This window comes from Vibrio sp. 1159, from assembly GCF_033340395.1.
Classification (GTDB): Bacteria; Pseudomonadota; Gammaproteobacteria; order Enterobacterales; family Vibrionaceae; genus Vibrio; species Vibrio alginolyticus.
Map to the genome: position 1 here is coordinate 20,062 of NZ_JAWOWL010000009.1, position 24,295 is coordinate 44,356.

The following is a 24,295-nucleotide window of genomic DNA, read 5'->3' on the forward strand; positions in this document are numbered from 1 at the left end:
GATATAACAGGGCGTATTTAAAATGAAGTTTTTGATACATTAATCACTAATTATCACCAAACGTCAGATAATTAAATTACTACGATATATGTCAATTAATAATGCTATAGGAGATTAGCATGCAGTCTAATACGTATCTTAAATACGCAGATATTAAGGGTGAGGCAACAGCCGAGCAATACAAAGATTTGATTACACTACTATCTGTAGATTGGAGTGTAGGTCGTGAGATCTCATCATACACTGGTACAGCGATGGACCGTGAAGCGAGCGCTACTCGTCTATATGATTTGACTATCACTAAACTTCAAGACCGTTCTTCTCCTGACTTATTTAAAGAAGCGACGATTGGTAAAGGTAAACCAGCGGTTTTCCATATTACTAAGCAGGGTGAGAAGGTTGAAGAGATCATGAAGATCGAACTGACTGATGCGATGATTTCTAACTACTCAGTTTCTATCCAAGACGATCGTCCAGTTGAAACTATCACAATTTCTTACACAGAAATGATGATGACAGTGACTCCTACTGACGATAAGAACAACACTTCTGCTCCATTGGTATACGGCTACAGCGGTGTTAAAGGTCAACAAATGTAATTTTCATGCGGGGGAGTATTCCTCCGCATTTTTTTGAAAGAAGTATTTAATGAAAAGAGCAACTCAAGATAACAATTTCATCCGAATTTCTTCCCCATTCGGTAAAGATGCCATCATACTAAACTCGTTTGAGTATAAAGAAGAGATCTCAGAACTTTTTTCATTGCGTGCTAAAGCTTACTTTAATGATCAACGAAGTGAGTTAAACGAAATTATTGGTAAGGAAGTTACCATTACCCTTGAAAATAATGAGGATGTTTCTTCAAATCCTCGTTATATGCATGGTTACGTTTCTGCTGCAAGATTAGAAGGGAAAAGGGTTTCTAATACACATAAAGGCGAAAATTATAAAAACATAGAATTATTAATAGAGCCTAAATTACGTTTCGCTGAATATCGAAAAAATTGCAGAATATTTCAGCATAAAGATATAAAGGAAATTATCTCTGAAGTACTATCGGAGCATAGTGTTGCCTTTAGTTTTGAGCTAACCAAGTCCTATCCTAAATACACGTACAAAGTACAATATGAAGAATCAGATCTTGAATTTGTTCGACGTCTGTTATCGGAAGAGGGGCTATCATTTTGTTTTACACATACTAAGTCTGCCCATACGCTCAATATTTTTGATGACATCAGTTTTTATAAGCCGGGTACTGAGTTTTTAGTCGATTTTGATACAGGTACGGCGAAATCTAGCCACATTTCTTCTTGGCATGAAACGCAAATTCTGACTACTAAAGCGAGTCAAAAGTCAGGCTATAACATGCTCAAGCCTTCTTCGAATCCTAAAAATACTGCAAAGGGTGAAAGTGATTTTTTTACAGTGCCTGAAAGCGAGTATTTTGAATACATGGGTGAAATGGAGAGCAATGATCAATACGCACTGAGAAACACGCATGCAATAGAAGCACTACAGCAAAATGCATATTTGTGTCGTGGCGAGGCTACGTGCAGAACATTCAGCGTAGGCAAGTGCTTCAAGTTTAAAAAACATGAAGATAAATCTCGAGTTGGCAAAGAATATGTACTGTCTTCTGTTTTTTTGTCTGCTGCTGTTTATAACCAGACTGGTCAAGGTGGCACCGGTGCGCAAGGTGTCAAAGTCTCGTTTAGTTGTGTTGACTCAAAGACAATCCTTCGTCCTTCAGTTAACTATCCGAAACCTCCGATGAAAGGTTTGCAAACTGCAATAGTTACGGGGAACAAAGATGGTGAAATTTACATAGACAAACATGGCCGTATCAAAGTTCAGTTTCACTGGGACCGTGTTGGTAAATACGATGTAAATAGTTCATGTTGGATTCGTGTTGCGCAAAATATCGCAGGTAACGGATGGGGGTCGGTGTTTCACCCTAGAGTCGGACAAGAGGTCATCGTCGAGTTTGTCAACGGAGACCCTGATCAACCAATCGTTACGGGATCACTATATAACGGTAGTCAACTCCCTCCTTACGCTTTACCAGAGCAAAGTTCTCAGAGTGGTTATAAATCACGCTCTGTACAAAAAGGTACATCCAATTTTAATGAGTTGCGCTTCGATGATAAGCCTGGTGAAGAGCACATTTATCTTCATGCTGAAAAACTGTTCCAAATGCTAGTTGAAGACTGTGTTGATATCGCCGTTGAAAACAGTAAAACCGAAAAAGTGACCAATGATGTTAATCAAGAGGTTGGTCAGAACGCGAGCTTGAAAGTAGGTAAAAACTTTTCGAATGAAACGGGTGAAGTGCTGTCTTTTAATGCAGGAAAGAGCGTCGAGATCAAAGTAGGTGGTGCTTCTATTCAGATGTCTAGCTCTGGAGAAATCAATATCAAAGGTAATAAAATATCCATTAACGGCTCAGCTATTGCTCTTAAAGCTGGGCAAATTTCATTGAACTAAGGTGATTTAAAGTGGGTAAACCAGCCGCAATTTTGGGCAGCTTTCATCTTTGCCCTAAAAAAACAGGAAAGATACCGCATGTCGGTGGTCCCGTCGTTGTTGGCTCACGAAACGTAACGATTGGCGGGATACCTGCGGCAAGACAAGGCGACAAGCTTATTTGTATCGGTCCTCCGGATAGTATCTCAGCAGGTTCTTCTAGCGTAACAATCAACGGTAAACCAGCCGCGAGAGTCGGCGATTCAACGTCTCATGGTGGCAAAATTCTATCTGGTATGCCTACGGTTTTAATCGGAGGCTAGATGCCACTCGCATTTCAAACGCATCTTCTATCTTTTAATGGCCGTTCACACACCGTTCGCGAGATAGCTGATGATTCTTTTAGATTGTCCGAGGAAATCCGACCCCCTGACTTTGCTCAATCAATAGATGAGCATATATTAAGCCTCGTGCGCTCTGAGCGCGAGAGTCTTGAGCAAGCTGATATCAAGGGGAATCTCTGTGTTCTTTTACCATCTTCGGTGGACAAAAGTTTGCTTAAAGCATTGATAAGCGAGCTTTCTATTTTCGTTGACCAAACTGTCAATACTGAAATTTACTTTTATCCTTATGGCCAAGCTGCATTTTTGATGGCACTAAATCGGATAAATCGTGAAGTTAATGAAACGCAAGCGACTTGGATACTGGCTATAGAGGTTACGAGTGATGTAGAAGGGCATGTCAAACCTCAAAGCTCTATCATTTTAACCAAGTGTTTTTTTCGACATTCAGGTCTTGTGCCTGATGTTGTTCGAATTGATTTAGATGCCAAACAACAACGCATCGCCGTGGACAAGGTGTTTAAGCAATTAGGAGTAAGTTGTGAACATCCACTCAGTCAATTGTATTTATCCGTTAATAAGGAAGAACCGCAATGGTTAAACTCAATGCAATTCTTGTCTCCGTGGGTGACCGATCAAACTCAGTATCAATTTGTTGATATCAAACTTGGCGGATTGGGTGCATGTGGCGGCGTTTTAAAAGCGTTAGTGATTGATGAGCTTCAAAGAAGCAGCCCCTGCCCAGACTTTCACGTGTTGCAAGCGGACATCGAGTCAGATGGCTATGCGGTAGGAGTAATATACAATTGGCGTAGTGAATAGGTCTGGCTATTGCTTTTCCTTCTAGTAGTAGCTGAGGTTTTAGTGATGCAAATGTTATGGGGGATTGACTCGAAACTGGCCCTTTAATGATGTTTGGACAATGACTAGGCGCAGCTTGCTTTTCAAAATAGCTTTGCTCACCGCGTTTTTACAGTGTTCTTCTCGCTTTCTGATTAAATAGCCAGCCATAGAACACAAACCACATGAAAAGCTGTTCGACTCAAGATATCCTTACCGAAATAAAATAACTTGAGTTTTGGCTTGTTCGAGATCCCACCCGTGACGCATTCCTTTTTATAAACGGTACATGGACTCTGACAGAAGCAAGCCTACTCATAGAATTGGCGGAAAGTGAATTCGAATGAAGTTTATCCACACCTCAGATTGGCATCTTGGTCGACAATTCCACAACGTATCACTACTCGAAGATCAACAAGCAGTACTCGAACAACTGATTAACTATATTGAACGCAACCCCGTCGATGCAGTTGTAGTGGCGGGAGATATCTATGACCGTTCGGTGCCACCAACGGTTGCAATAGAACTGTTAAATCGAGTCGTGAAACGCATTTGTACCGAGTTAGAAACACCAATGATATTGATATCTGGCAACCATGATGGTGCAGAAAGGTTAGGTTTCGGCTCAGAGCAAATGAAAAATGCAGGTCTCCATATTGTTAGCAACTTTGAAGAGATGCTCACTCCCATCATCATAAAAACGGACTCTGCGGACGAGGTCGCGTTTTATGGTATGCCTTATAACGACCCTGAACAGGTCAGGTTTGCCTACAAAGCCTCGGTATCCACTCATGATGAGGCTCATCAATTGCTTGTTGAGCAAATTAAAGAGCGCTTTATCTCTAAGCAAAAGCGCGTGCTCGTGAGTCACTGTTTTGTTGATGGGGCTATCGAGTCAGACTCTGAACGACCATTATCTATTGGTGGTTCTGATCGCGTGAGTCATGAACACTTCTTAGATTTTGACTACGTCGCACTTGGTCATTTGCATCAGCCTCAAAAGAAAGGCGCAGAGCATATCCGTTACTCTGGCTCTCTCATGAAGTATAGCTTTGGTGAACAGAACCAGAGAAAAGGTTTCACGTTAGTTGAACTGGACAAGAAAGGATTTGTTTCTGCAGAGCATATTGATCTTACGGCTCCTCATGAAATGCGCATTGTAGAGGGCGAGCTGGATAAAGTTATTGAGCAAGGCAAAACAGACCCTAAGAATGAAGATTATTTGTTAGTTCGCTTGATGGATAAACATGCGATTTTAAACCCAATGGAAAAACTTCGTTCAGTGTATCCAAACGTTTTACACCTTGAGAAACCTGGCATGTTAATTGGGGTAGAGCAGGAAATGGCGCAAGCAAAGTTGGCGCGAAGCGAAATTGATATGTTCCGAGATTTTTTTATTGAGGCGCAAGATAGCCAGTTGTCTAAAGAGCAAGAGCAAGCTGTTACTGACATTATTAAGCAATTATCACAGCAATAGGGACCAAAGATGAAACCAATTAAACTAACCATGCAAGCCTTTGGTCCGTTTGCAAAAACTGAAATCATTGATTTTGAGAAGCTTGGCAGTAACCCTCTATTTTTGATTAATGGTCCTACAGGTTCCGGTAAAACGTCGATCTTAGATGCCATTTGCTTCGCCCTTTATGGTGAAACCACAGGTAATGAGCGACAAGGTATTCAGATGCGGTGTGACTTATCCGCGCAAGATTTACCAACCGAAGTAGTTCTCGAATTTTCGTTACACGGCAAACAATACCGAGTTGTTCGATCCCCTGAGCAGGAAGCGCCCAAGGCCCGTGGTGAAGGGATGACGATTAAAAAGCACACTGCGGCTCTTTATGAACTCGGTGAGACTGAAACGCTTATCACCAGCAAGACGACTCAGGTTAAAACTGAAGTTAGCAATATTATTGGCTTGAATGAAACTCAATTTCGTCAAGTTATGGTGTTGCCTCAAGGAAAATTCCGAGAACTGTTGCTTGCTAGCTCTAAAGAGCGTGAAGAAATTTTTGGCCAGCTCTTTCAAACTGACATATATAAAAAAATTGAGTACGCGCTCAAAGATAAAGCGAGTGCAATTAGTAAAGCGAAAGGCGAATTTGATAATCAAATTCGAGGTGCTTTACAAGTTGCAGAAGCGAGTTCTGAACAAGAGCTATTACAACAACTGGAACAAGTAACTAAGCAATTAGAGTCTGATAAAAAGAATGAGCAAGCAGCGTTAGATAAGCTCAATACTGCTAAATCTGAATTGCAAAAAGCGGAAACCTTGAATGGAGAGTTTTCGAAACGAGAGCAAGCAGAAAGCGCACTCAAGCTGCATCTAGAACACTCAGATTCGATAAAAGCTCGTCAACAGCAATTAGAAAACGCTAAAAATGCCAATAAGATAGAGTTGCCCTACATCTCATTACAAAATGCAAAAGCTCAAACGCAAGAGCTTAGGCAAAAAATCGTAGCTTTGAAAGAGAGTCTCGAAAAAGCTAATGTCGTTGCGAGAGAACAAGAAAACTTGCAGCAAAGTGCAAAAAAGGCAGCGGCAAAGGTCCCGCAGTTAACGCAACTGCAGTATCAACTTGAAAGTATGAAAAACAAGTTGGTCGAGAAAGACAATTTGGAAAGTAAAATAACGGCGGGTTATCAACAAAAACAACAATTTGAAGCAACGTTAAAACAGTACATAGAACTAAAAGATAAGTTAACGTTACAGGCCCAGCAGGGACAGAAGGAGCTAGAGAAAGCACGAGTTGATGTTGCGCTTATTGGCAGCATCGATGCGGAAATAAAACAAAAACAACGGCTGTTACAGGATCTACAAAAGCTGCATGATCTTACTTTAGAGCTCTCTAAACTCAATGCGCTAACTGTAGGCAAGCAGCAGTCACTACACGAAGCCAGTCAGCGCTATATGCAGCGTCAACAAGCCGCTGATACGATAGAGCTTAAGTGGCACAACGCTCAAGCGGCAGTATTAGCGCAGCGACTAAAAGCAGGTGAAGCATGCCCGGTGTGTGGTAGCGAAACGCATCCTAACCCCGCAACGTTTGTTGAAGAAGCCGTTACAAAAGAGCAAGTTCAGGCGGCTAGAGCGAAAGAGCGAGAAGCTCAAACCTTGTTGAACCAACTAAGCAATCAGCTAGAACAACATAACGTTGTCATTAGTCAGTATCAGAATCAGTGTAACCAGTTGAAAGAGGAGTTGGGTGAGTATGCTACATCTGATATCTCGACGGTTCAAAATGATTTGCAAGCGATCAATGCTCAACTCCTACGTCTACAAGCTATTGATATTGAAAAGCTAGAAAAGAACGTTGAACAGCTTAATCAACGCTGCGTCGTGGGTGAAAATAAAATTCATGAGCTGCAGAATCAAATGGCGGCAAATGAATCAACCGTTAAAGCGAACCAAGAACAATTGGCTCAATTACAAGCTTCTATTGACCCAAAATACAGTTCCTCTGACTTGCTTGAACGTGAAATTTTGCTGACAAACGAGCAAATTCTGAGTTTGAACAAAGGCTTAGAAAAGGCGCAAAACGCTTTGCAGCAAGCGATATTGGAGAAATCAAATGCGGAAAGTCACTTAGCGACGAACAAGCAGTGGTTATCTGAGTCAGAGCAAAAACTTAGCCAAGCAGAATTAGCGTGGAATGAGGCGCTACAGGCGAGTAAATTTGAGGATGAAAGCCATTATCTAAGTAGTCGAGTGGGAGATGATGAACTTCAAGCCTGGCAGCAAGAAATAGACAGCTTCAAACAGGCACAAACCAAGCTTGAGCAAACACTACATGATTTAAATCATGCATTGAAAGATCTTGAAAGGCCTAATTTAGAGTCGTTTAACGATAGGTTAACCACTCTGCAGGCGCAATATATTGAAGTAAGGGATCAACTTGATACCACACGCTCAATATTTGAACGTCTTGAAAAGGTTCGTAAAGATATTGCCGTGTTGCATGAGAAAAATAGTAAGTTAGAAGAAGAATACAAAGTCTTTGGTACGTTGTACGACGTTGCTAGCGGTAAAACAGGCAGCAGGGTTAGCCTACATCGCTTTGTTCTTGGTGTACTGTTGGATGATGTGCTGATTCAGGCCTCTCAACGCTTAAGCCTTATGAGTAAAGGGCGCTATATTCTTGCTCGAAAAACAGAGGGCTTCAAAGGCGCTGCGGGTCGCGGCTTAGATTTAATGGTTGAAGATGGCTACACAGGAAAAACGCGTGATGTTGCGACACTTTCCGGCGGTGAATCATTTATGGCAGCGCTTGCTCTGGCACTTGGTTTGTCGGATGTTGTGCAATCCTATAGTGGCGGTATCCGTTTAGACACTTTATTTATTGATGAGGGCTTCGGTAGTTTAGACCCAGAGTCTTTAGATCTTGCTATTCAAACACTAGTGGACCTGCAACAGACTGGGCGCATGATCGGTGTTATTTCTCACGTTTCTGAGCTGAAAGAGCAAATGGCGCAGAGGATTGATGTTGAACCATCAAGACTTGGTTCAACGGTGTCGATTAAATCTCAATGTCGCTTCGCTGTCTAATTCAGTGACTACTGTTAGATCAAAAAGCCCCTATTGTTAGGGGCTTTCTGACTAAGTCGCTACTGTTCGCAAAAGTAGCCTTCTTTTGGCGATTGGGTAATCGCATATTCGCCATCGAGGTTGCGATAAACAATCGTGTTCCAAACAGAGCCATCATCCAATTCAAACTCAATAGCATAGTTGACGCCGCTAACGATTTGCGCGTGAACATTCAGTATTTGTTTAAACGACGCTATTGTGTCCATTTTCTCTAAAACAAAGGCCATTGCCTTTTGTGCATCAGGGGTCGCGTTAAACTCATTCCACCCACCTGGCATGTTTCCTTGTGCATTACATACATCTGCCGAGGTCGTTAATTGTGTCGTTTCGCTCGGCTTTTCCTGCTGACAACCTGCAAGTAACACCAAAAGTGCACAAACTGACACTGTTTTTAATTTCATAACAATAACCTCTGTCTATAACGCAACGTATTATAGGAGGGTGATATGCCTACGAATGTCTATGTTGTGCAAAGTTTCTATATGCATAGGGTTAAATGCTGACAAAATATACAAGCATGGTCAGCTTGTAAGTCAAAAATAGAGCAATCTTGTTAACGATTTGCTGAGATGACGAGGTTTCGGTGTTCAGCGCGCTATTGATGATGAAGAATTGTGATGTGTCCCTATTAGGGCGATGGTGCGGCTTAGTGATCGATTTGTTATCTTCTAGAGTAAAATCAATCACTAATTAAAATTTAGGTGTTGTATGAAATCGATAAAAATATTTTTACTTTTGTCACTTGCAACTTTATTTGGTTGTACCTCGAAGCCGGATGGGGTGGAACCCGTGAATAATTTCGATTTAGAGCCATATCTAGGTAAGTGGTACGAAATTGCACGCCTAGACCATTCATTTGAGCGAGGCTTATCCAACGTTACCGCTGAGTATCAGGTTCGCGAGGATGGTGGGGTTAAGGTGATAAACCGTGGATATTCCGAAGAAGAGCGACAGTGGTCAGAAGCTGAAGGCAAAGCTTATTTTGTTGAAGATAAAACGGTTGGACACTTAAAGGTTTCCTTTTTTGGGCCAATATACTCTTCTTACATTGTTTTTGAGCTAGGTGAAAACTATGACTATGCGTTTGTTTCCGGTTACAACCACGACTATTTGTGGCTACTGTCTAGAACGCCTAACGTTGATGAGAAATTAGTGGAGCGCTTTAAGTACGTAGCTAAAGAGAAAGGTTTCGCTATAGACGAGCTCATTTTTGTTGAACAAGAGAAACAAAGACAGCTTTAAGTTCATCAGCGTGGCTGAAAAAGCGGACAGAGGGGAAGCTTCCTAATTAAGAGCTCAGTTTGTCATTTCGCTTAACAGTAATTTGTTACCGCGTAACTTAATGTGGTCAAAATGGATATAGCCCCATCATTTGTGATTACTCGTGATGGGGCTTATATAAATTTGAGTGAGCGTCGAAAGGTTGATCTATCAACAAACGGTTATGGTTTACTTAATCAAACGAACGATCAGGGAACCTGGTGCTCGAATAGATTCAACATTGTGGCTAAGTACTGTGCCGCTTGTTGGGGCGGTGTAGCGTTTAATCTCAGCGCCAAAGCTGTCGTATTGAATCGCAAGAAGTTGGCCTTGCTCGACAAAATTCATCAAACTGACATGAGGCAGTACAAAGCCGCCGTGTGTCGCTTTCACACTGACGATTTCGTTTCCTTCCAAGCATGACGTAATAGGGTCCATATCACCTTCAACAATGTTATGCTTTTTCAGCACATTAAAAATGCCTGTTACAGTTCGACTGATAAGTTCTTGCTCGGTGTATCGCCCCATACCTACTTCAACAGTAATGCTTGGGACACCATGGTTATTCCAGACCGTTTCAAGGACGCCAGCATCTCCAGGATCATTTAAAATCGCATCAGGATTAATGAGGCGAGCCATTTCTAATGATTGCTCGATTCGGAAATCTGCAAACACGTAAAGTGGATAGGCAGCACCACTGGTTTGAGTGTGAACGTCAATGGCTAAATCAGCATTTGGCTTGAGCAAATCATTCCACAATGCATATAAGTAACGTTGGGCCTCATTGCCGTTTTGGTCACCAGGAAAAAAGCGGTTTAAGTTTGCAGGAGACGCATCAGGGTCTGCGGAATAGAAATCGCGGCTGTGGTTTAGCATACCAGGCATGTTAATGGTTGGAACAATAGTGACAGTACCAGCGACTTCAGTGCCGATGAGCTCTCGAGCAGTTTTCTGCGCTGCTAACACACCATTGTACTCATCACCATGAACCCCTGCGGTAATCATGATCTTCTTGCCAGGTTTTTCACCTTTGAACACTAGCACAGGTAGGTGTTGCCACTGAGAGAGAGCATTCGTTGCGATGCGAAACCAAAACTTATGCTCGCCCGAATTTAGGTCTGCTACATTGAGAGATTGAATCACTTGATGACCTTGAATCACGTCATCGAGAAATTGTGTTGCCATTAAAGTTACCACTCCAAAACCATAAGCTAATCTAAAACCTTAGCGTCGTCATACCATGAATATTAATAAGGCGAGAACATGTCTCGCCTTAATTACCAATTGGCTTCGTTTTACGCAAAACCCATAATATGAGCTGCGATAACGACGATACTTGATAGGGTAAAGAGTAATAGAATAAATCGCCAGCAGAATTTTGCCCAGTCACCCCAGTCGATACGGCAGACACCAAGCGTTGCCATGAGAGATGCCGAAGTAGGGACGATAACGTTAGTAAAGCCATCGCCAAGTTGGAATGACAAAACTGCCACTTGGCGCGTAACTCCTGCAATGTCTGCCAGAGGGGCCAGTAGAGGCATCGTTAGTGCCGCTTGTCCAGAGCCCGAAGTGACGAAGAAGTTGAAGATAGATTGGAATACATACATTAACCATGCCGCAGCCACGTCAGGAAGCCCGCTAATCACGCCGCCAGCACTGTTTAGAATTGAGTTCAGTACACTCGCTTCATCAGTTGTACCACCACCTAGGATCAACAATACACCTTTTGCACAACCCACTAACAGGGCAGGTGCAAGCATAATAGCTGCACCTTCTTTAAATGCATCAGCTGCGCAGTTTAGCGTCATACCGTTCAGGCGGAAAATCGTACCGATGATCGCGACAACAAAGCCCATAGTGAAAAATTGAGACGCGATTTCTGGGATGTACCATGCGTTAGCGACTACGCCCCAAACGACCCACACCGTGGTCGCAATAACCGTAAGGATAACGAGTGTGTCACCTAGGTTCCAACGAGAATCTTGATTGCCAAGCTCTTGCTGACGGAAATACTGGTCTGTGCGATGGCTGTAAGAAAGTTTAGGATTTGACTTCACACGAGCGGCGTAGATCATTGTGAAAGCGATACCGATTAACGTAAAGCCAGCCCATAACCCCATGCGTACTGTCATGCCGGATAAAACAGGTACACCCGCAATGCCTTGCGCAATAGCTACGGAAAAAGGGTTCATCCAAGAAGTAGCGAAGCCAATTTGAGTCGCAACATAGGTAACCATTACCGTAGTGATACCATCATAACCAAGGCGAACCATAAGCGGCGCGATAATAATCGCAAACGCTACGGCTTCTTCACCCATACCAAATACTGCACCGCCTAGCGAGAACAGCAAAAATAGCACTGGAATGAATAGCGCTTCGTTACCTTTGGTCTTATCGATAAGGCGCAGGATACCGTTATCGATTGTGCCTGTGCGCATTACAACGCCGAAAGCACCGCCGATAACCAACATGAACATAATCACGCCGATCGCGCTGCCCCATTTAGAGCCAGAAACTAGCCCTTCGAAAGGGAAGTTCATCAAACCAATGCCACCACCAGAAGCAAACAGGCCAACCTTGTTGTAAACCAATTCACCGTTTTCGTCGGTTGCATAAGAGAAAGAAGAAGGATCGATAACTGTGCGAGTTTTTTCTGCACCGTCGACCATGTAGGTCACCTGTTGGCTATCAAAATGACCAGCAGGAATTAAGTAGGTAAGAATCGCAGCAAGAATACCAACAATGAAGATCAAAATGAGGGTATCTGGCATCTGCCACGACTTAGGGGTAGCAACCGAGTCTGCTGGTTGCGCATGTGTGTGAGACATAACTTACTTCACGTCAAATTCAATAAAGCATGAAATATCGATAAAATAGAATAAAAAGTCAATATTAATGCTTATGTTGAACTATAAATTCATCAAATATTTGAAGTGAAGTTAATTTGATTGTTTTGTGGTTAAATGTTGGGTTAATGTTTCAATATGTGTTGAGTTTGGATGATTCACGAGCTTTCATAGTACATCTACAGGTGATCTAATCACTTGATTTCTGTCTGTTCTGCATAAAAAGCAGCGACATCACGAAGGTCTTCATCATTTAACATTTTTAACTGTGCTGCCATCATTTCTGCAAGTGGCCCTTTACGCTCACCGGCTTGATAAGATTTCATTGCATTGTAAAGGTACTGAGCATTTTGACCAGCAAGGCTTGGATAGGTGTTGTTCGTTGCGATGCCTGTAACACCGTGACAATAGACACAGCTAGGTGATTTGATTTTACCTTTATCAGCATTACCAAACGGCTCGGCATGGATAGCGGAAGAGAAAATAAAAGAGATTAGAAGTACAAATCTGAGCATGGAGGTTATCTATTCGCTAAAAATCATGCCGATACAATAAAGCTTCCCCTTAGGGGAAGCTCAATGATCAAAATCAAATTAAAGTAGAGATTTTATACTTGATAAGAAAGTGTCGATGTCTTTCGCTGAAATATCTTTATGAGTTACAAAACGAATTGGATTTCCAGGGGTTATCGTGATGTTTTGTTCCTTTAGTTTCGCAGCGATACTTACTATGTCCACTTGAGGAGCAAGCTTCGCGAACACGATGTTCGTTTGAACAAATTCAGGGTTGACTGAAAAACCAGGCAGTTCTGCTAAACCTTCCGCTAAGGTTTTTGCGTTGATGTGATCTTGTTTTAGCTGTTCCACTTGTTCGGTAAGGGCAAGTTTGCCTGCTGCGGCAAGAATACCCGCTTGACGCATACCACCGCCGACCATCTTTCTTAAGCGACGTGCTTTTGCGATGTAGTCTTTGCTACCAAGCAGTAGCGAGCCAACAGGGGCAGCCAGACCTTTCGACAGACAGATCGTCATTGAATCAAAGTACTGACCGATCTCTTTTACCGGAACATCAAGTGCAACGGCTGCATTAAAAACGCGAGCGCCATCTAGATGCATCTGCAAGTTATGTTTATTCACGAAGTCACGTGCTTCTGCTAAGTAAGACATAGGTAGTACTTTACCATTAATTGTGTTTTCTAAGCTGAGAAGCTTAGTGCGAGCAAAGTGACAATCATCTGGTTTAATCGCAGCAGCCAGTTTATCAAATGGTAGCGTGCCATCTGGGTTATTTTCGACTGGTTGAGGTTGAATTGATCCCAAAACCGCCGCGCCACCAGCTTCGTATTTGTAGTTATGTGCTTGTTGCCCACATAGATATTCATCTCCCCGCTCGCAATGCGCCATTAAACCGAGCAGATTGGCTTGAGTGCCTGAAGTGGTAAACAAAGCTGCTTCGAAACCAGCAAGCTGCGCAGCAAATTTTTCAAGCTCATTGACCGTAGGGTCATCACCATAAACATCATCCCCAACGGGGGCCTTAAACATGGCTTCTCGCATGGCTTGGGTGGGCTGTGTAACGGTATCTGATCGAAAATCCATGAATGTCTCCTTGGTCAAAGTCCTAAATATATCCGCAAAGGCGCGCTTTGCTTAAGCAAGCGATCGTTTTGGCATCGGTGATCGTGCCATCGACAATCTTTTCTTCGAGTTGCTTGATTGACAAGGTGACGACCTCAATCACTTCGTCTTCATCGCACTCGTAACGGTTTGTTTTATTGAGCTTTTCGGCAACAAATAGATACTGTATCTCATCACAAAATCCGGCAAGAGGGGTGACTTGGCCGAGAGACGTGAATTTCTCTGCACTAAACCCCGTTTCTTCCTCTAGCTCTCTTTTGGCGCAGCAGAGTGGCTCTTCGTTGCCTTCTCTGGTACCAGCAGGAAGTTCCAATAGCCATTTATTAAGTGAAGGCCGAAATTGGTGGACAAGGACAATGTGACCCTCCGCTGTAATAGGGAGAATCACCGCAGCACCCGGATGATGGATTGTGGTGTGCGTAATTGCCTGTCCTGTAGGAAGCACAACGTCTTCTTCAATCAGAGAAATTTGCTTCCATTTATGAATTATCTTGCTCATGCAGTTATGAACCCTAGCTGTTACCGCATTTTTGACGTTTTTCGACATTAACCACAAATGGTGGGAAACAAAAGCAAAAAATACTGCAACACGACGAAAGCGTTTGCACTTTAAGTGAGCAATGTCTCATAAATGGAAACTTTGATTGCTTCGTCAAGAAGGGGAAAAGCATCTGCTATAAGGGGAATTCGACAAAATACATTTGTAACAAAGTTATAACAAGTGTATAAAAATGTTAACGCAATACCACTTCAGTAGCCGGAGAACGTATGACACAAACCTTATTTGCCTCAAATGCCGAAAAAGCGCTTCTCTCAGAACGCATCAATAAATTGGCGAAAGCGTTAACGGATGGCGTTTATGAGCGTGAACATACGATCAAGCTCTGCCTTCTTGCTGCACTTGCTGGTGAAAGTGTTTTTCTTTTAGGTCCCCCTGGTATTGCAAAAAGCTTAATTGCCAAACGACTCATCCAAGCGTTCGATAACAGCAGTTACTTCGAATACCTGATGACGCGCTTCTCAACCCCTGAAGAGGTGTTTGGGCCACTGAGTATCCAAGAGCTAAAAGACAACGGCCGTTATGTTCGCTTAACTAAAGGGTATTTGCCAACTGCACAAGTCGTATTTTTGGATGAAATCTGGAAGGCGGGCCCTGCAATTCTTAATACATTGCTGACAGTGGTTAATGAGAAAACATTCAAAAATGGCAGCGATATCGAGCGTGTGCCAATGCGCTTGTTGGTATCGGCTTCCAATGAATTACCCGATGAAGATAGTGGATTGGATGCGCTCTACGACCGCATGTTGGTGCGTGTGTTTGTGAATCGAATTCAGAATAAACAAAACTTTAAGTCGATGTTGACTGTGGGCACATCGCAAGAGGCACAAGTACCAGAAGGCCTAGCGATAACTGATGAAGAATATCATCAATGGCAACAACAGCTCGACAAATTGACGTTAACCGACAATGCATTCGAAAAGCTTTTCCAGCTTAAAACGATGTTAGAAGCCAAAGTTGAAGCTCAGTTTGGTGATGTGGCCAAGACCGACATGTATGTCTCTGACCGCCGCTGGAAGAAAGCCGTGAAGTTGTTAAAAGCGAGCGCGTTTTTTAATGGTCGCGATGAAATCAATCCGCTTGACCTTCTACTGCTGCAAGATTGTTTATGGAACAGTCCTGAATCGCGAGATGTGGTACGTGAAGTGGTTCAAGAGTTCGCCTTAAAACATGCATTTGATCAACAAGACGCGGAGCAGGAAATTGAGTACTGCCGAGAGTCTTTGGTTGATGTTCAACATGAACTTGAAGATGCCTACCGCATGACGTTAACGTCTGAAGCGGCAACGGGTATTTTGCGTAAAGAAACCATGCGCTTTGATACCTCTAAAGCCAAGATGTACAAAGTTGGCGCAGCCGTTAACTTAGTTAAATTGGTTGTCTTGCAAAGCAACATGTCGGTTTCAGAATCAGAAAAAGGTGATAGCCGCTGGGTTTATGTACCCAAAGATGAGTTAGATCGAGTCATTAAAGAGGGAAGCGGTGATGTGTATGGTTACGTCAATCAAAACACCAACATGTGCCGTTTACGATTTGACGTTGACGCGGCGAATAACCTAGTTATCCGTGATATCGCGAACCGAGGCATTCTGGTTAGCCTAGTGACTCAAGAGGGCTTGGATGTAGAGCTTTACCAAAAGTGGTTAACGCAGAGCGAAAAAGCCGTAAATCAGCTTAGTGAGGCAGAACACCATATGCGTAAGGTGAAAGCGAACTTTCATGATGCGCTTCCGCATAGCTTTGTTGATCCTGAATTACCCCGCCTAATGGAGTCGAGTCTGCAACAGGTCAGTCAGAGACTTGAATCAATCCAAGCAGAAAGTGAAAAAGTTATCCAACGCTTTAAAAACTTAAATCAGTTTTTCTCATAAGGAGACGACATGCTAGGTGCAGACGGACTTAACCTCGCGCTGATGGTGGCCGACTCCGGCATCATCGATAGCGCAGTTAATGATTTGATGGCTCGTTCACAAGTCATGATGATGGCAGAAAACCGAGGTGTTAAATCTTCGGTCAAAGGTCACTTGTTAAAGTGGCGAGGCAGCGTCAAAAAACGGATCACCAAGGTATGTGAGACAGAGCGTTTCCAACAAGAGCTGTCTTTATATCAAGAGGTTATTCATTGGGATGAAGAGGCGTTTTTTGAAAACATCGAAGATGTGATTAAAAAGCTGGAATGGCACTCTGCGTTTTACATGCAAGCTCGCCGAATGATGGAAAAGAACAAAGGGATGAATAACCCTATGTTCCCACATTACTTTTGTGACCAATGGTACCAAAGCCTCACCGATGCAATAAAACAAGCGCAAGTAAGCGAGCTTGAAGCCAATAAAGAAAAGGTGCTGAATGACCTGTATCAACGTATGGAAACCATGCGTAATATGGATAAAGTCACGGAGTCGGGTGATGCTGAAAGTGTAGGGCGCCTGTGGGATATGGCATCTGCCAAGTTGAGTAAAACAGACTTAACGGTGATGAAGCGCCATGCTGAGTTTCTGAAGAAGCACCAAGGCTTGCAAGAAATTGCGGAGCAACTCGGTCGTATGGCGGGGCAAGTAAATGATCCTGAACTAAATCGTGCGCCCACTGAAGAACTTCAATTGGTCGAAGAGAAAAGTGATGAGGCGACGGATGATATTGTCGGTATTCACGAAAGCGATGATCTAAATAAGCTACTTCCCAACGAAACGATGTTTTTGGCGTATCCTGAACTTGAAGTTGTGTTCTATAAACACTTAGTTGATAAACGGCTCATGAACTATCGTACACAAGGCAAATCGCGCACGTTACGTAAAGTTAAAGCTCACCGACCTGACCATAAAGCGGTAGATATCGAAAAAGGCCCCTTCATTGTTTGTGTGGACGCGTCCGGTTCCATGAGTGGCTTTCCTGAGCAATGCGCCAAAGCCATGGCTTATGCTCTGATGCAAATCGCACTAGCGGAGCAACGTGATTGCTATGTCATTATTTTTTCTACGGAACACATTACCTACGAACTAACCAAACAAGATGGTCTGCGCGAGGCGGCGGACTTTCTAACTTATAGCTTCCATGGTGGTACAGACTTAGAGCCAACTTTGATTAAATCTATCGACTTGATGAGCGGTGATAAATATAAAAACGCAGACATGGTAGTCATTTCCGACTTTATCGCGCCAAAACAACAAGACGAGTTACTGGCCAAAGTGGATGCGCTCAAAGCGAAGAAAAACCGTTTTCACGCGATTAGCTTATCGAAATACGGAAATCCTGCATTAATGTCGATGTTTGATCACACTTGGTCTTATCACCCTAATGTTGTGGGAAGATTGCTAAAAAGGGTCAGCAACTATTAAACGCCTTAATGTTTCATGGGACAAAACGAACTGAAAGCGAGATTTATATTGCTTCGTTTTAAGCCAATAAGATCGAACTTTGGTCGAATTGACTTAAAAGAAATCAAACGAACAGAAAATGAAATGTTTTTGTTTGACTATCTTCCCTCAATCCGTAAAGTAGCCACCAACGCAACGGGGTAGAGCCCTGAAGCGTAATAAAAAGGCGCCTTGGCAGAGTGGCTATGCAGCGGATTGCAAATCCGTGGACCTCGGTTCGACTCCGGGAGGCGCCTCCATTATTCTTTTGAGAGCGAATGGCTTTCGAGAATAAATGCGACACTAGCTCAGTTGGTAGAGCGCAACCTTGCCAAGGTTGAGGTCACGAGTTCGAACCTCGTGTGTCGCTCCAAATTATTCAGATATGGCCATGGCGGTATCTCGATGCCAAGTGCATCAACTTAAAACCAGCGAAAGCTGGTTTTTTTGTATCTGAAGACTGATAAATTCACACCATCTCTTTTTCATTACCTGTGAGCTTAGCAACCCCATCTCTGTCACGAGTTTCTGATATTAAGTGTGACCTGATGTTTCGCACCTCAGCCAATTTCAGTTTACAATACGGGCTTCCAAAGGATTTGACGAAGACGCATGAGAAATACCGACGATTACATCATTTTTTATCACTTGATCGAGCAAGGTTCATTCAGTGCAGCCGCGAGACATATGTCACTGACTAAATCGGTCGTCAGTAAACGCATTGCCAAGCTTGAACAAGAGCTTGGTGTACAGCTTCTCTACCGAACAACGCGAACGCTAACGTTGACTGAAGCAGGACGAGCGTTTTTTACTCATGCAAAAGCGGTTTATCAAGCGGTGGCAACGGCGGAAGAATCCATTGTGGGTTTAGGTAAAAACTTATCTGGAAACATTAAAATTTCGGTGCCTACTATCTCTGGTGAATTAATTCTTCCTCAAGTGATTAATGAATTTAATCAGAAATACCCAGACATCAATATCGATATGGATCTAGATAATCGTTTCGTCGATATCGTGAATGAACGTTTTGATTTGGCAATTAGAACGGGTGTGTTGCCAGATTCTAGTCTGATTGCAAGAAAGCTGGTGGATGCAAATTGGATCATTTGCGCGTCACCCCAATACCTAGCTAAACATGGCATACCTAAACAACCTCAAGCCTTGGCTAAACACAATTGTTTAGTCTATTCCTACCAAGAAACCGGAGCGCATGAGTGGGCGTTTAAAGATGGAGACGAGGTATATCAAATCACCGTCGACGGTAACCTCTGTACTAACAATTCTTCTGTATTGAGAAATGTGGCGCTGTTAGGGCAGGGAATCATCTATGTACCGCGTGTATTGGTTTATGAAGACTTAAAGCAAGGCAGTCTGATTCAGTTATTTAAAGACGAAACCGCCAAATGTTTGGGTATTTATGCGGTGTATCCTTACACTCGTCAGCAACCAGAAAAAATTAAGATCTTTATCGATCATCTATACACAAGCTTTCAAAGTCAAAACCATCGATTTTAAGCCAATAACTCAACACCGATCGTTATGTTGGTGTTGAGCTTATGTTTCCATCTTCATTTCTAAGAGTCCTCTTAAATTTAGGAGCTTACGCTTCTCCTCGTTTTCTTCACTAATATTGATAACAAGATACCCCGCACAACTGTTAACAAATGGTTTTGCTATTGTTTCTTTTAAGAAACGGTCTGTTTCTTACGTTAAATTTCTCAAATGTGAAAGATAAGTGACAGAAAAATAAAGAATTATTTTGTTTGTTGTTTATTGATTACGTATTGCTCGCCCGTCTGACATAGACGCAGAGAAATGGACTGCTTATAGTGGCTCAAACGCTATGCCTGCCGCTAAGCGGTGTTGTGAGCGAAGTACAATAACTAGAGATACGGATATGAAACAAAAGCAGCTGATTGAAGAATTTAAAACCATCGTTGGGGAAGAAAATGTTCTAACCGACGAGGTTAAAACGAAATATTACCGCTCGGGGTTTCGTTCGGGTAGTGGTAATGCGCTTGCTATCGTGTTTCCTAACACTCTTCTAGAACAATGGAAGATTATTAAACAGTGTGTTGAAGCAAACTGCATCATTATCATGCAGGCGGCTAAAACAGGTTTAACAGAGGGCTCGGCTCCGAGTGGTAATGATTATGATCGCGATGTGGTTGTGGTCAATATTACCAAAATCAAGAAGATTCACTTATTAGATGGTGGTAAGCAGGCGGTTTGCTTGCCTGGTGCGAGCTTACACTCTTTGGAGAAAGAGTTGAAGGCAGTGAACCGAGCACCGCATTCTATCATCGGCTCTTCATCCCTAGGTGCCACTGTGGTTGGTGGTATCGCTAATAACTCAGGCGGTGCGCTAGTTAAGCGTGGTCCTGCTTATACGGAACTGGCGATCTACGCGCAGGTCGATAAGCAAGGCCAGTTACATTTGGTGAACCACCTTGGTATTGAAGGATTAGGTGAAACGCCAGAAGAAATTCTAACAAACCTGCAAGAAGGGAACTTTGACCCAGCGAAGATCATTCATGATGAGCGAATGGCGTCAGACAAAGAATACGATGAACGTGTTCGAGACGTGACTTCTGACATTCCTTCTCGCTTTAATGCCGATGAACGCCGATTATTTGAAGCCAGTGGCTGCGCTGGTAAGTTGGGAGTTTTTGCCGTTCGGGTTGACAGCTACCCAGTACCAGAAAAAGAGCAGGTTTTTTACCTCGGCACCAATGACCCTGCGAAACTAACCAAGCTGCGAAAAGACTTCTTATCTACGTTTGATAACTTGCCTGAGATGGGAGAATACTTGCATCGAGATATCTTCAACATGGCAGAGAAGTACGGCAAGGATGTGTTCTTATCCATCGATTTGTTAGGCACAGATAAGCTGCCAAAAATGTTCGCACTTAAAGCTAAGGTAGAAAACTTCTTAGAGCGCATCCCGTTTGTCAGTAAATATCTGCCAGACACCATTCTGTACTACGCGAGCAAGTTGTTCCCACAACATTTACCAGAGCGAATGCTGGATTTCCGTGACAAGTATGAGCATCACCTGGTAGTGAAAATGAGTGATGGTGGTATTGCTGAAGCACAAAAATACCTCAAAGAAGTTTGGGCTGTTGAAGACGACTGTGATTTCTTCGAGTGTACGCCGGAAGAAGGTAAAAAAGCTTATTTACATCGCTTTGCAGCAGCAGGTGCAGCAATTCGTTACGAGACGATTCACCGAAAAGACGTAGAAGACATCGTTGCACTTGATATTGCATTGCGACGTAATGATGAAGAGTGGCTAGAAACTTTGCCTGAAGAGGTGAGTAAGAACCTTGTTCAAGCGCTCTATTATGGTCACTTTATGTGTTACGTCTTCCATCAAGATTACATTTTCAAAAAAGGGACTGACACGAAGTTGATGAAAAAGCTGATGCTAGAGCACCTCAATAGCCGTGGTGCCAAATACCCAGCAGAACATAATGTGGGTCACTTGTACGAAGCTGAAAACTCGCTGCAGAAGTTTTACTACGAGTTAGATCCAACGAACACCTTTAACCCTGGTATTGGCAAAATGGACAAATATAAGCGCAATTGTAACTGCTGTGCATAATGTGCTGCATCACCATGATTAATAATCGTTGTTCATCGTTAAAATGATGAGCATAAGATAAGCCCTGATGACACTTGTGACATCAGGGCTTTGTGTTTTGGGTCTTTTATTGATGATTGGTATCGGCTTTGAAACAACGACTAAAGAGCACGTACTGCAGCGGCAGCGATGATGCCTGCTGCGATTGCGGGTAGAGGCTTTTTCACGATGAACATGACAACGGCAGTAGAAAACAGTGCTGCTCTAGCACCATTATCACCCTCTACTGCTAGCGGAGCTAAAAGCGCAACCAGTACGGAACCTGACATCGCAGTAATGAAACGTTGAACCCGTTCGCTAATTGGAATGAATGACATAACATACACACCGCCCCAGCGGGTTATGAGCGTGACTAACGCCATAGCGATAATGATAAGCAGTGTGCCACCTAAGGTTGTTTCGATGTTCATGCTTTCTTCTCCTTCCAACAAGCACCCAATACTCCGCCAGTAATGGCGCCAACCACTACGTGGCTATTCTCTGGCAAATACCAATATGCCAACATAGAAGAGGCTGCTGCTATGGCCCAAATTGCAAAGATTCTTAAGTCTTTCGGCCCAGCCACCACCATAGACAGCAGGAAGCATCCCATAACCATATCGAGCCCGAGGCCCACCGGATCTTTGATTGCGCTACCAAAATAAATGCCGATCCAGGTGCCCACAATCCAAAAAGACCACATCGCTAAGCCGCCACCAACAAGCAAGCCAAAGCCGGGTTCTTTTCTACCAAATGCATTGAGTGCCATTGCCCAGTTAGCGTCTGATGCAACCAGCATTACACCGTAACGTTTTGTTGGTGGGAGTTGTCGTAACCATGGATAAAGTGTGGCTCCCATCAAGAGGTGACGAGCATTAATAGCAAATACAGTAATAAGAACTGGAATGAGAGGGACTTCTGCTCCCCACATTTCTAACGTGGCAAATTGTGAAGCACCGGCGAAGACCAGTGTGCTCATCAACATAGTGGGAAATACATCTAGTCCAGTCTGTACCGCAGCAACACCGAAAGCGAGGCCAAATATGACCACGAACATAGAGAGGGGTAAAAGTTGGGTGAATCCGTTCCAGACGTCAAGCCGATTAAATTCGTGCAACTCAGCGGAGGAGCGTTGAAGGTGTTGAGTATTTTCTGTCATAGAGATACCTAGCTAGCAGGCAAAGGGGCAGTGCCATACGAGTGTGTTTGTTATTCTTTTGTAAACTTCATGTTTAACATCAATTAGAGGGGCTTTCAAACACTAAGTGCTATATAAAATTGAGCCATCCAAGCGGCTTTAAGAAACAGAGTGTAGAGAGTCGCACTTGGTAGTGCTAAAGGAGATTAAAACAACAGAAATGGTAAGCTCTGTTTAATTGATAGAATCACGAGCTAGTACAGATTAGTAAATAAGAAAGAAAGCGAGCACGAGGCTCGCTTTTTCGCTCTGTTACGAATAACTGAATAGGTTTATTTTACGTAGACACGAGGGTTCGCGCTTCCCCAAACCGTGTATAGTTCAGGGAAGATGACTTCTGCGTGTTTTTCCATCTCAGCAGCTGAAATCGTTTTGCCTTGTTGGGAGCCAAACAAAACAACTTCAGAACCAGGCTCAACATCTTTGATACCTGTAACATCTACCATTGTGGTGTTCATTGAAGCAACGCCCGCAACTTTTGCACGTTGGCCATTGATCAGAACTTCTGCCGCATTCCCCATTTTTCGTGGGTAACCATCAGAGTAACCAACAGGAATGTTCGCCATTAAGCTTTCTTTGCTTGTTGTGTAGCTACTGTCGTAACCGACTGTGCTATTTTTTGGCAGGTGGTGAACGGATGCCACGCGTGTTTTGAAAGACACGATAGAAGGGTACTCAGGGTTAGTCGGTAGGTCTCCGTATAAAACGCCACCAGGGCGAACCATATCAAGCTGCGCCTCTGGAACATTAAGCGCGGTGTAAGAGTTAGCTACGTGCAGTAAAATGTTGTCGCGTTTTAGATTCGCTTCTTTAATCAGCCATGCAGAACTGTCTTTGAATGAAGCTAACTTTTGGCGCACGTCGTCTGCATTGTAGTTAGGGAAATGAGTCATGATACCAACAATACTAACGCCAGCTTGTTGAGCGATTTCTAGCGCTTCTTTCTTGCCCGCTTCTGTCGTCATATCAACACCATTACGTCCCATACCACCGTCGTTCAGAGCAAGGTGAACTTTGATTTCTTTACCAGCTTTCTCGGCTAGTTTAGACAGTGCTTTAGCTTGCTCTGCTGTGCCTATCAACTCTTCGACATTTAGGTCGATTGCGGCTTCAATCTCGCCAATATCCGCTGAGCGTACACGAATAAGTTGGCCTTTAAAGCCACTGTCGCGAACAGTTTGTGCTTCGGCGTTACTTGCAACGGCAACACAAGGAATTTGTTGCTCGATAATAGTCGGCATCAGGCCTGCGATACCATTGCCGTATGCGTCGGCTTTCATCACGGCGCAGATTTTCGTTTTGCCATCCATGTGCGATTTAAACTGCTCAATATTATCGCGGAACTGACCTAAGTTTATTTCTAGCCAAGCGTTAGCACCTTGAACTTGCTCTGCTTTTGCTGCTGTATTGCTAATTTGAAGAGGAGCAGCAGTAGCTTGCATTACAGGAATCGCGATTGCAGCAGCGATAGTCAGTGATAGTAAGGTTTTATTTAAGCGCATAAAGTCTCCGTACGCGTTTTTTGTATTGGTTATGTTATTGAGTACTTGGGGAAAGTACCTGACGAAGTAAAACGCTCCAAGTGGTGCTTTGG

General features: G+C 43.3%; 20 protein-coding genes and 2 tRNA genes. 13 read left to right on the forward strand and 9 right to left on the reverse strand.

What is annotated here, in order from left to right; genetic code table 11:
- Nucleotides 1-119 precede the first annotated feature (119 nt).
- The 6 genes from R7127_RS09230 to R7127_RS09255 all read left to right on the forward strand — a co-directional run bounded on the left by R7127_RS09230 (nt 120) and on the right by R7127_RS09255 (nt 8,187).
- Nucleotides 120-599 (forward strand): Hcp family type VI secretion system effector, encoded by a 480-nt coding sequence (locus tag R7127_RS09230; RefSeq protein ID WP_005375967.1) that lies wholly within the window; start codon nt 120-122, stop codon nt 597-599.
- A gap of 49 nt (nt 600-648) precedes the next feature.
- Entirely contained in the window at nt 649-2,484 is a 1,836-nt protein-coding gene (tssI, locus tag R7127_RS09235) for a type VI secretion system tip protein TssI/VgrG (protein ID WP_318148383.1), read from the forward strand.
- A gap of 11 nt (nt 2,485-2,495) precedes the next feature.
- Nucleotides 2,496-2,786: a PAAR domain-containing protein gene (locus R7127_RS09240; protein ID WP_318148384.1), complete on the forward strand. Its 291-nt coding sequence runs from the start codon at nt 2,496-2,498 to the stop codon at nt 2,784-2,786.
- Entirely contained in the window at nt 2,787-3,626 is an 840-nt protein-coding gene (locus R7127_RS09245) for a hypothetical protein (RefSeq protein WP_025767716.1), read from the forward strand.
- 361 nt (nt 3,627-3,987) lie between these two features.
- Nucleotides 3,988-5,121, forward strand: a complete 1,134-nt coding sequence (locus R7127_RS09250) for an exonuclease SbcCD subunit D (RefSeq protein ID WP_033907016.1) — start codon at nt 3,988-3,990, stop codon at nt 5,119-5,121.
- A 9-nt stretch (nt 5,122-5,130) separates the two neighbouring features.
- Nucleotides 5,131-8,187: an AAA family ATPase gene (locus R7127_RS09255; protein WP_172563845.1), complete on the forward strand. Its 3,057-nt coding sequence runs from the start codon at nt 5,131-5,133 to the stop codon at nt 8,185-8,187.
- 59 nt (nt 8,188-8,246) lie between these two features.
- Here the strand turns inward: R7127_RS09255 and R7127_RS09260 are convergent, their stop codons facing one another.
- Complete coding sequence (locus R7127_RS09260) at nt 8,247-8,627, reverse strand: cystatin family protein (protein WP_172563844.1); 381 nt, start codon at nt 8,625-8,627, stop codon at nt 8,247-8,249.
- Between the two features lie 307 nt (nt 8,628-8,934).
- On the opposite strand from R7127_RS09260, the gene R7127_RS09265 reads away from it, so the two are divergent.
- Nucleotides 8,935-9,468, forward strand: coding sequence for a lipocalin family protein (locus tag R7127_RS09265; RefSeq protein WP_172563843.1), 534 nt, complete (start codon nt 8,935-8,937; stop codon nt 9,466-9,468).
- Nucleotides 9,469-9,675: 207 nt separating this feature from the next.
- Here R7127_RS09265 and R7127_RS09270 read toward each other — a convergent pair whose 3' ends face one another.
- From R7127_RS09270 to R7127_RS09290, 5 genes are all read right to left on the reverse strand, one after another.
- Entirely contained in the window at nt 9,676-10,671 is a 996-nt protein-coding gene (locus tag R7127_RS09270) for a succinylglutamate desuccinylase/aspartoacylase family protein (protein ID WP_017633642.1), read from the reverse strand.
- 110 nt (nt 10,672-10,781) lie between these two features.
- Complete coding sequence (yfcC, locus tag R7127_RS09275; protein WP_005387492.1) at nt 10,782-12,314, reverse strand: putative basic amino acid antiporter YfcC; 1,533 nt, start codon at nt 12,312-12,314, stop codon at nt 10,782-10,784.
- A gap of 212 nt (nt 12,315-12,526) precedes the next feature.
- Nucleotides 12,527-12,847: a c-type cytochrome gene (locus R7127_RS09280; RefSeq protein WP_054574302.1), complete on the reverse strand. Its 321-nt coding sequence runs from the start codon at nt 12,845-12,847 to the stop codon at nt 12,527-12,529.
- Nucleotides 12,848-12,925: 78 nt separating this feature from the next.
- Complete coding sequence (gene ltaE, locus R7127_RS09285; RefSeq protein WP_054574301.1) at nt 12,926-13,930, reverse strand: low-specificity L-threonine aldolase; 1,005 nt, start codon at nt 13,928-13,930, stop codon at nt 12,926-12,928.
- Between the two features lie 22 nt (nt 13,931-13,952).
- Nucleotides 13,953-14,468 carry an NUDIX hydrolase gene (locus tag R7127_RS09290; RefSeq protein ID WP_005375979.1) on the reverse strand — a complete coding sequence of 172 codons (516 nt, stop codon included), beginning with the start codon at nt 14,466-14,468 and terminating at the stop codon, nt 13,953-13,955.
- Nucleotides 14,469-14,737: 269 nt separating this feature from the next.
- Between R7127_RS09290 and R7127_RS09295 the strand changes: the two genes are divergently transcribed.
- From R7127_RS09295 to dld, 6 genes are all read left to right on the forward strand, one after another.
- Complete coding sequence (locus R7127_RS09295; protein ID WP_172563842.1) at nt 14,738-16,399, forward strand: ATPase RavA domain-containing protein; 1,662 nt, start codon at nt 14,738-14,740, stop codon at nt 16,397-16,399.
- Nucleotides 16,400-16,408: 9 nt separating this feature from the next.
- On the forward strand, nt 16,409-17,863 hold the full coding sequence (gene viaA, locus R7127_RS09300; RefSeq protein WP_033907023.1) for an ATPase RavA stimulator ViaA: 1,455 nt from the start codon (nt 16,409-16,411) through the stop codon (nt 17,861-17,863).
- A gap of 204 nt (nt 17,864-18,067) precedes the next feature.
- Nucleotides 18,068-18,141: transfer RNA gene (locus R7127_RS09305), tRNA-Cys, on the forward strand.
- 37 nt (nt 18,142-18,178) lie between these two features.
- Nucleotides 18,179-18,254: transfer RNA gene (locus tag R7127_RS09310), tRNA-Gly, on the forward strand.
- A gap of 239 nt (nt 18,255-18,493) precedes the next feature.
- Nucleotides 18,494-19,396 carry a LysR family transcriptional regulator gene (locus tag R7127_RS09315; protein ID WP_017633645.1) on the forward strand — a complete coding sequence of 301 codons (903 nt, stop codon included), beginning with the start codon at nt 18,494-18,496 and terminating at the stop codon, nt 19,394-19,396.
- 382 nt (nt 19,397-19,778) lie between these two features.
- A complete protein-coding gene (gene dld / locus R7127_RS09320; protein ID WP_172563841.1) occupies nt 19,779-21,485 on the forward strand; it encodes a D-lactate dehydrogenase in 1,707 nt (568 codons plus the stop codon).
- A 140-nt stretch (nt 21,486-21,625) separates the two neighbouring features.
- Here the strand turns inward: dld and R7127_RS09325 are convergent, their stop codons facing one another.
- The 3 genes from R7127_RS09325 to alr form a co-directional block, all read right to left on the reverse strand.
- Nucleotides 21,626-21,934: an AzlD family protein gene (locus tag R7127_RS09325; RefSeq protein WP_017820198.1), complete on the reverse strand. Its 309-nt coding sequence runs from the start codon at nt 21,932-21,934 to the stop codon at nt 21,626-21,628.
- Nucleotides 21,931-22,662 (reverse strand): AzlC family ABC transporter permease, encoded by a 732-nt coding sequence (locus R7127_RS09330; protein ID WP_054865294.1) that lies wholly within the window; start codon nt 22,660-22,662, stop codon nt 21,931-21,933. Before R7127_RS09330 ends, R7127_RS09325 begins: the two co-directional genes overlap by 4 nt.
- Nucleotides 22,663-22,973: 311 nt before the next feature.
- Nucleotides 22,974-24,203 (reverse strand): alanine racemase, encoded by a 1,230-nt coding sequence (alr, locus tag R7127_RS09335; RefSeq protein ID WP_172563840.1) that lies wholly within the window; start codon nt 24,201-24,203, stop codon nt 22,974-22,976.
- Between the last annotated feature and the right edge of the window lie 92 nt (nt 24,204-24,295).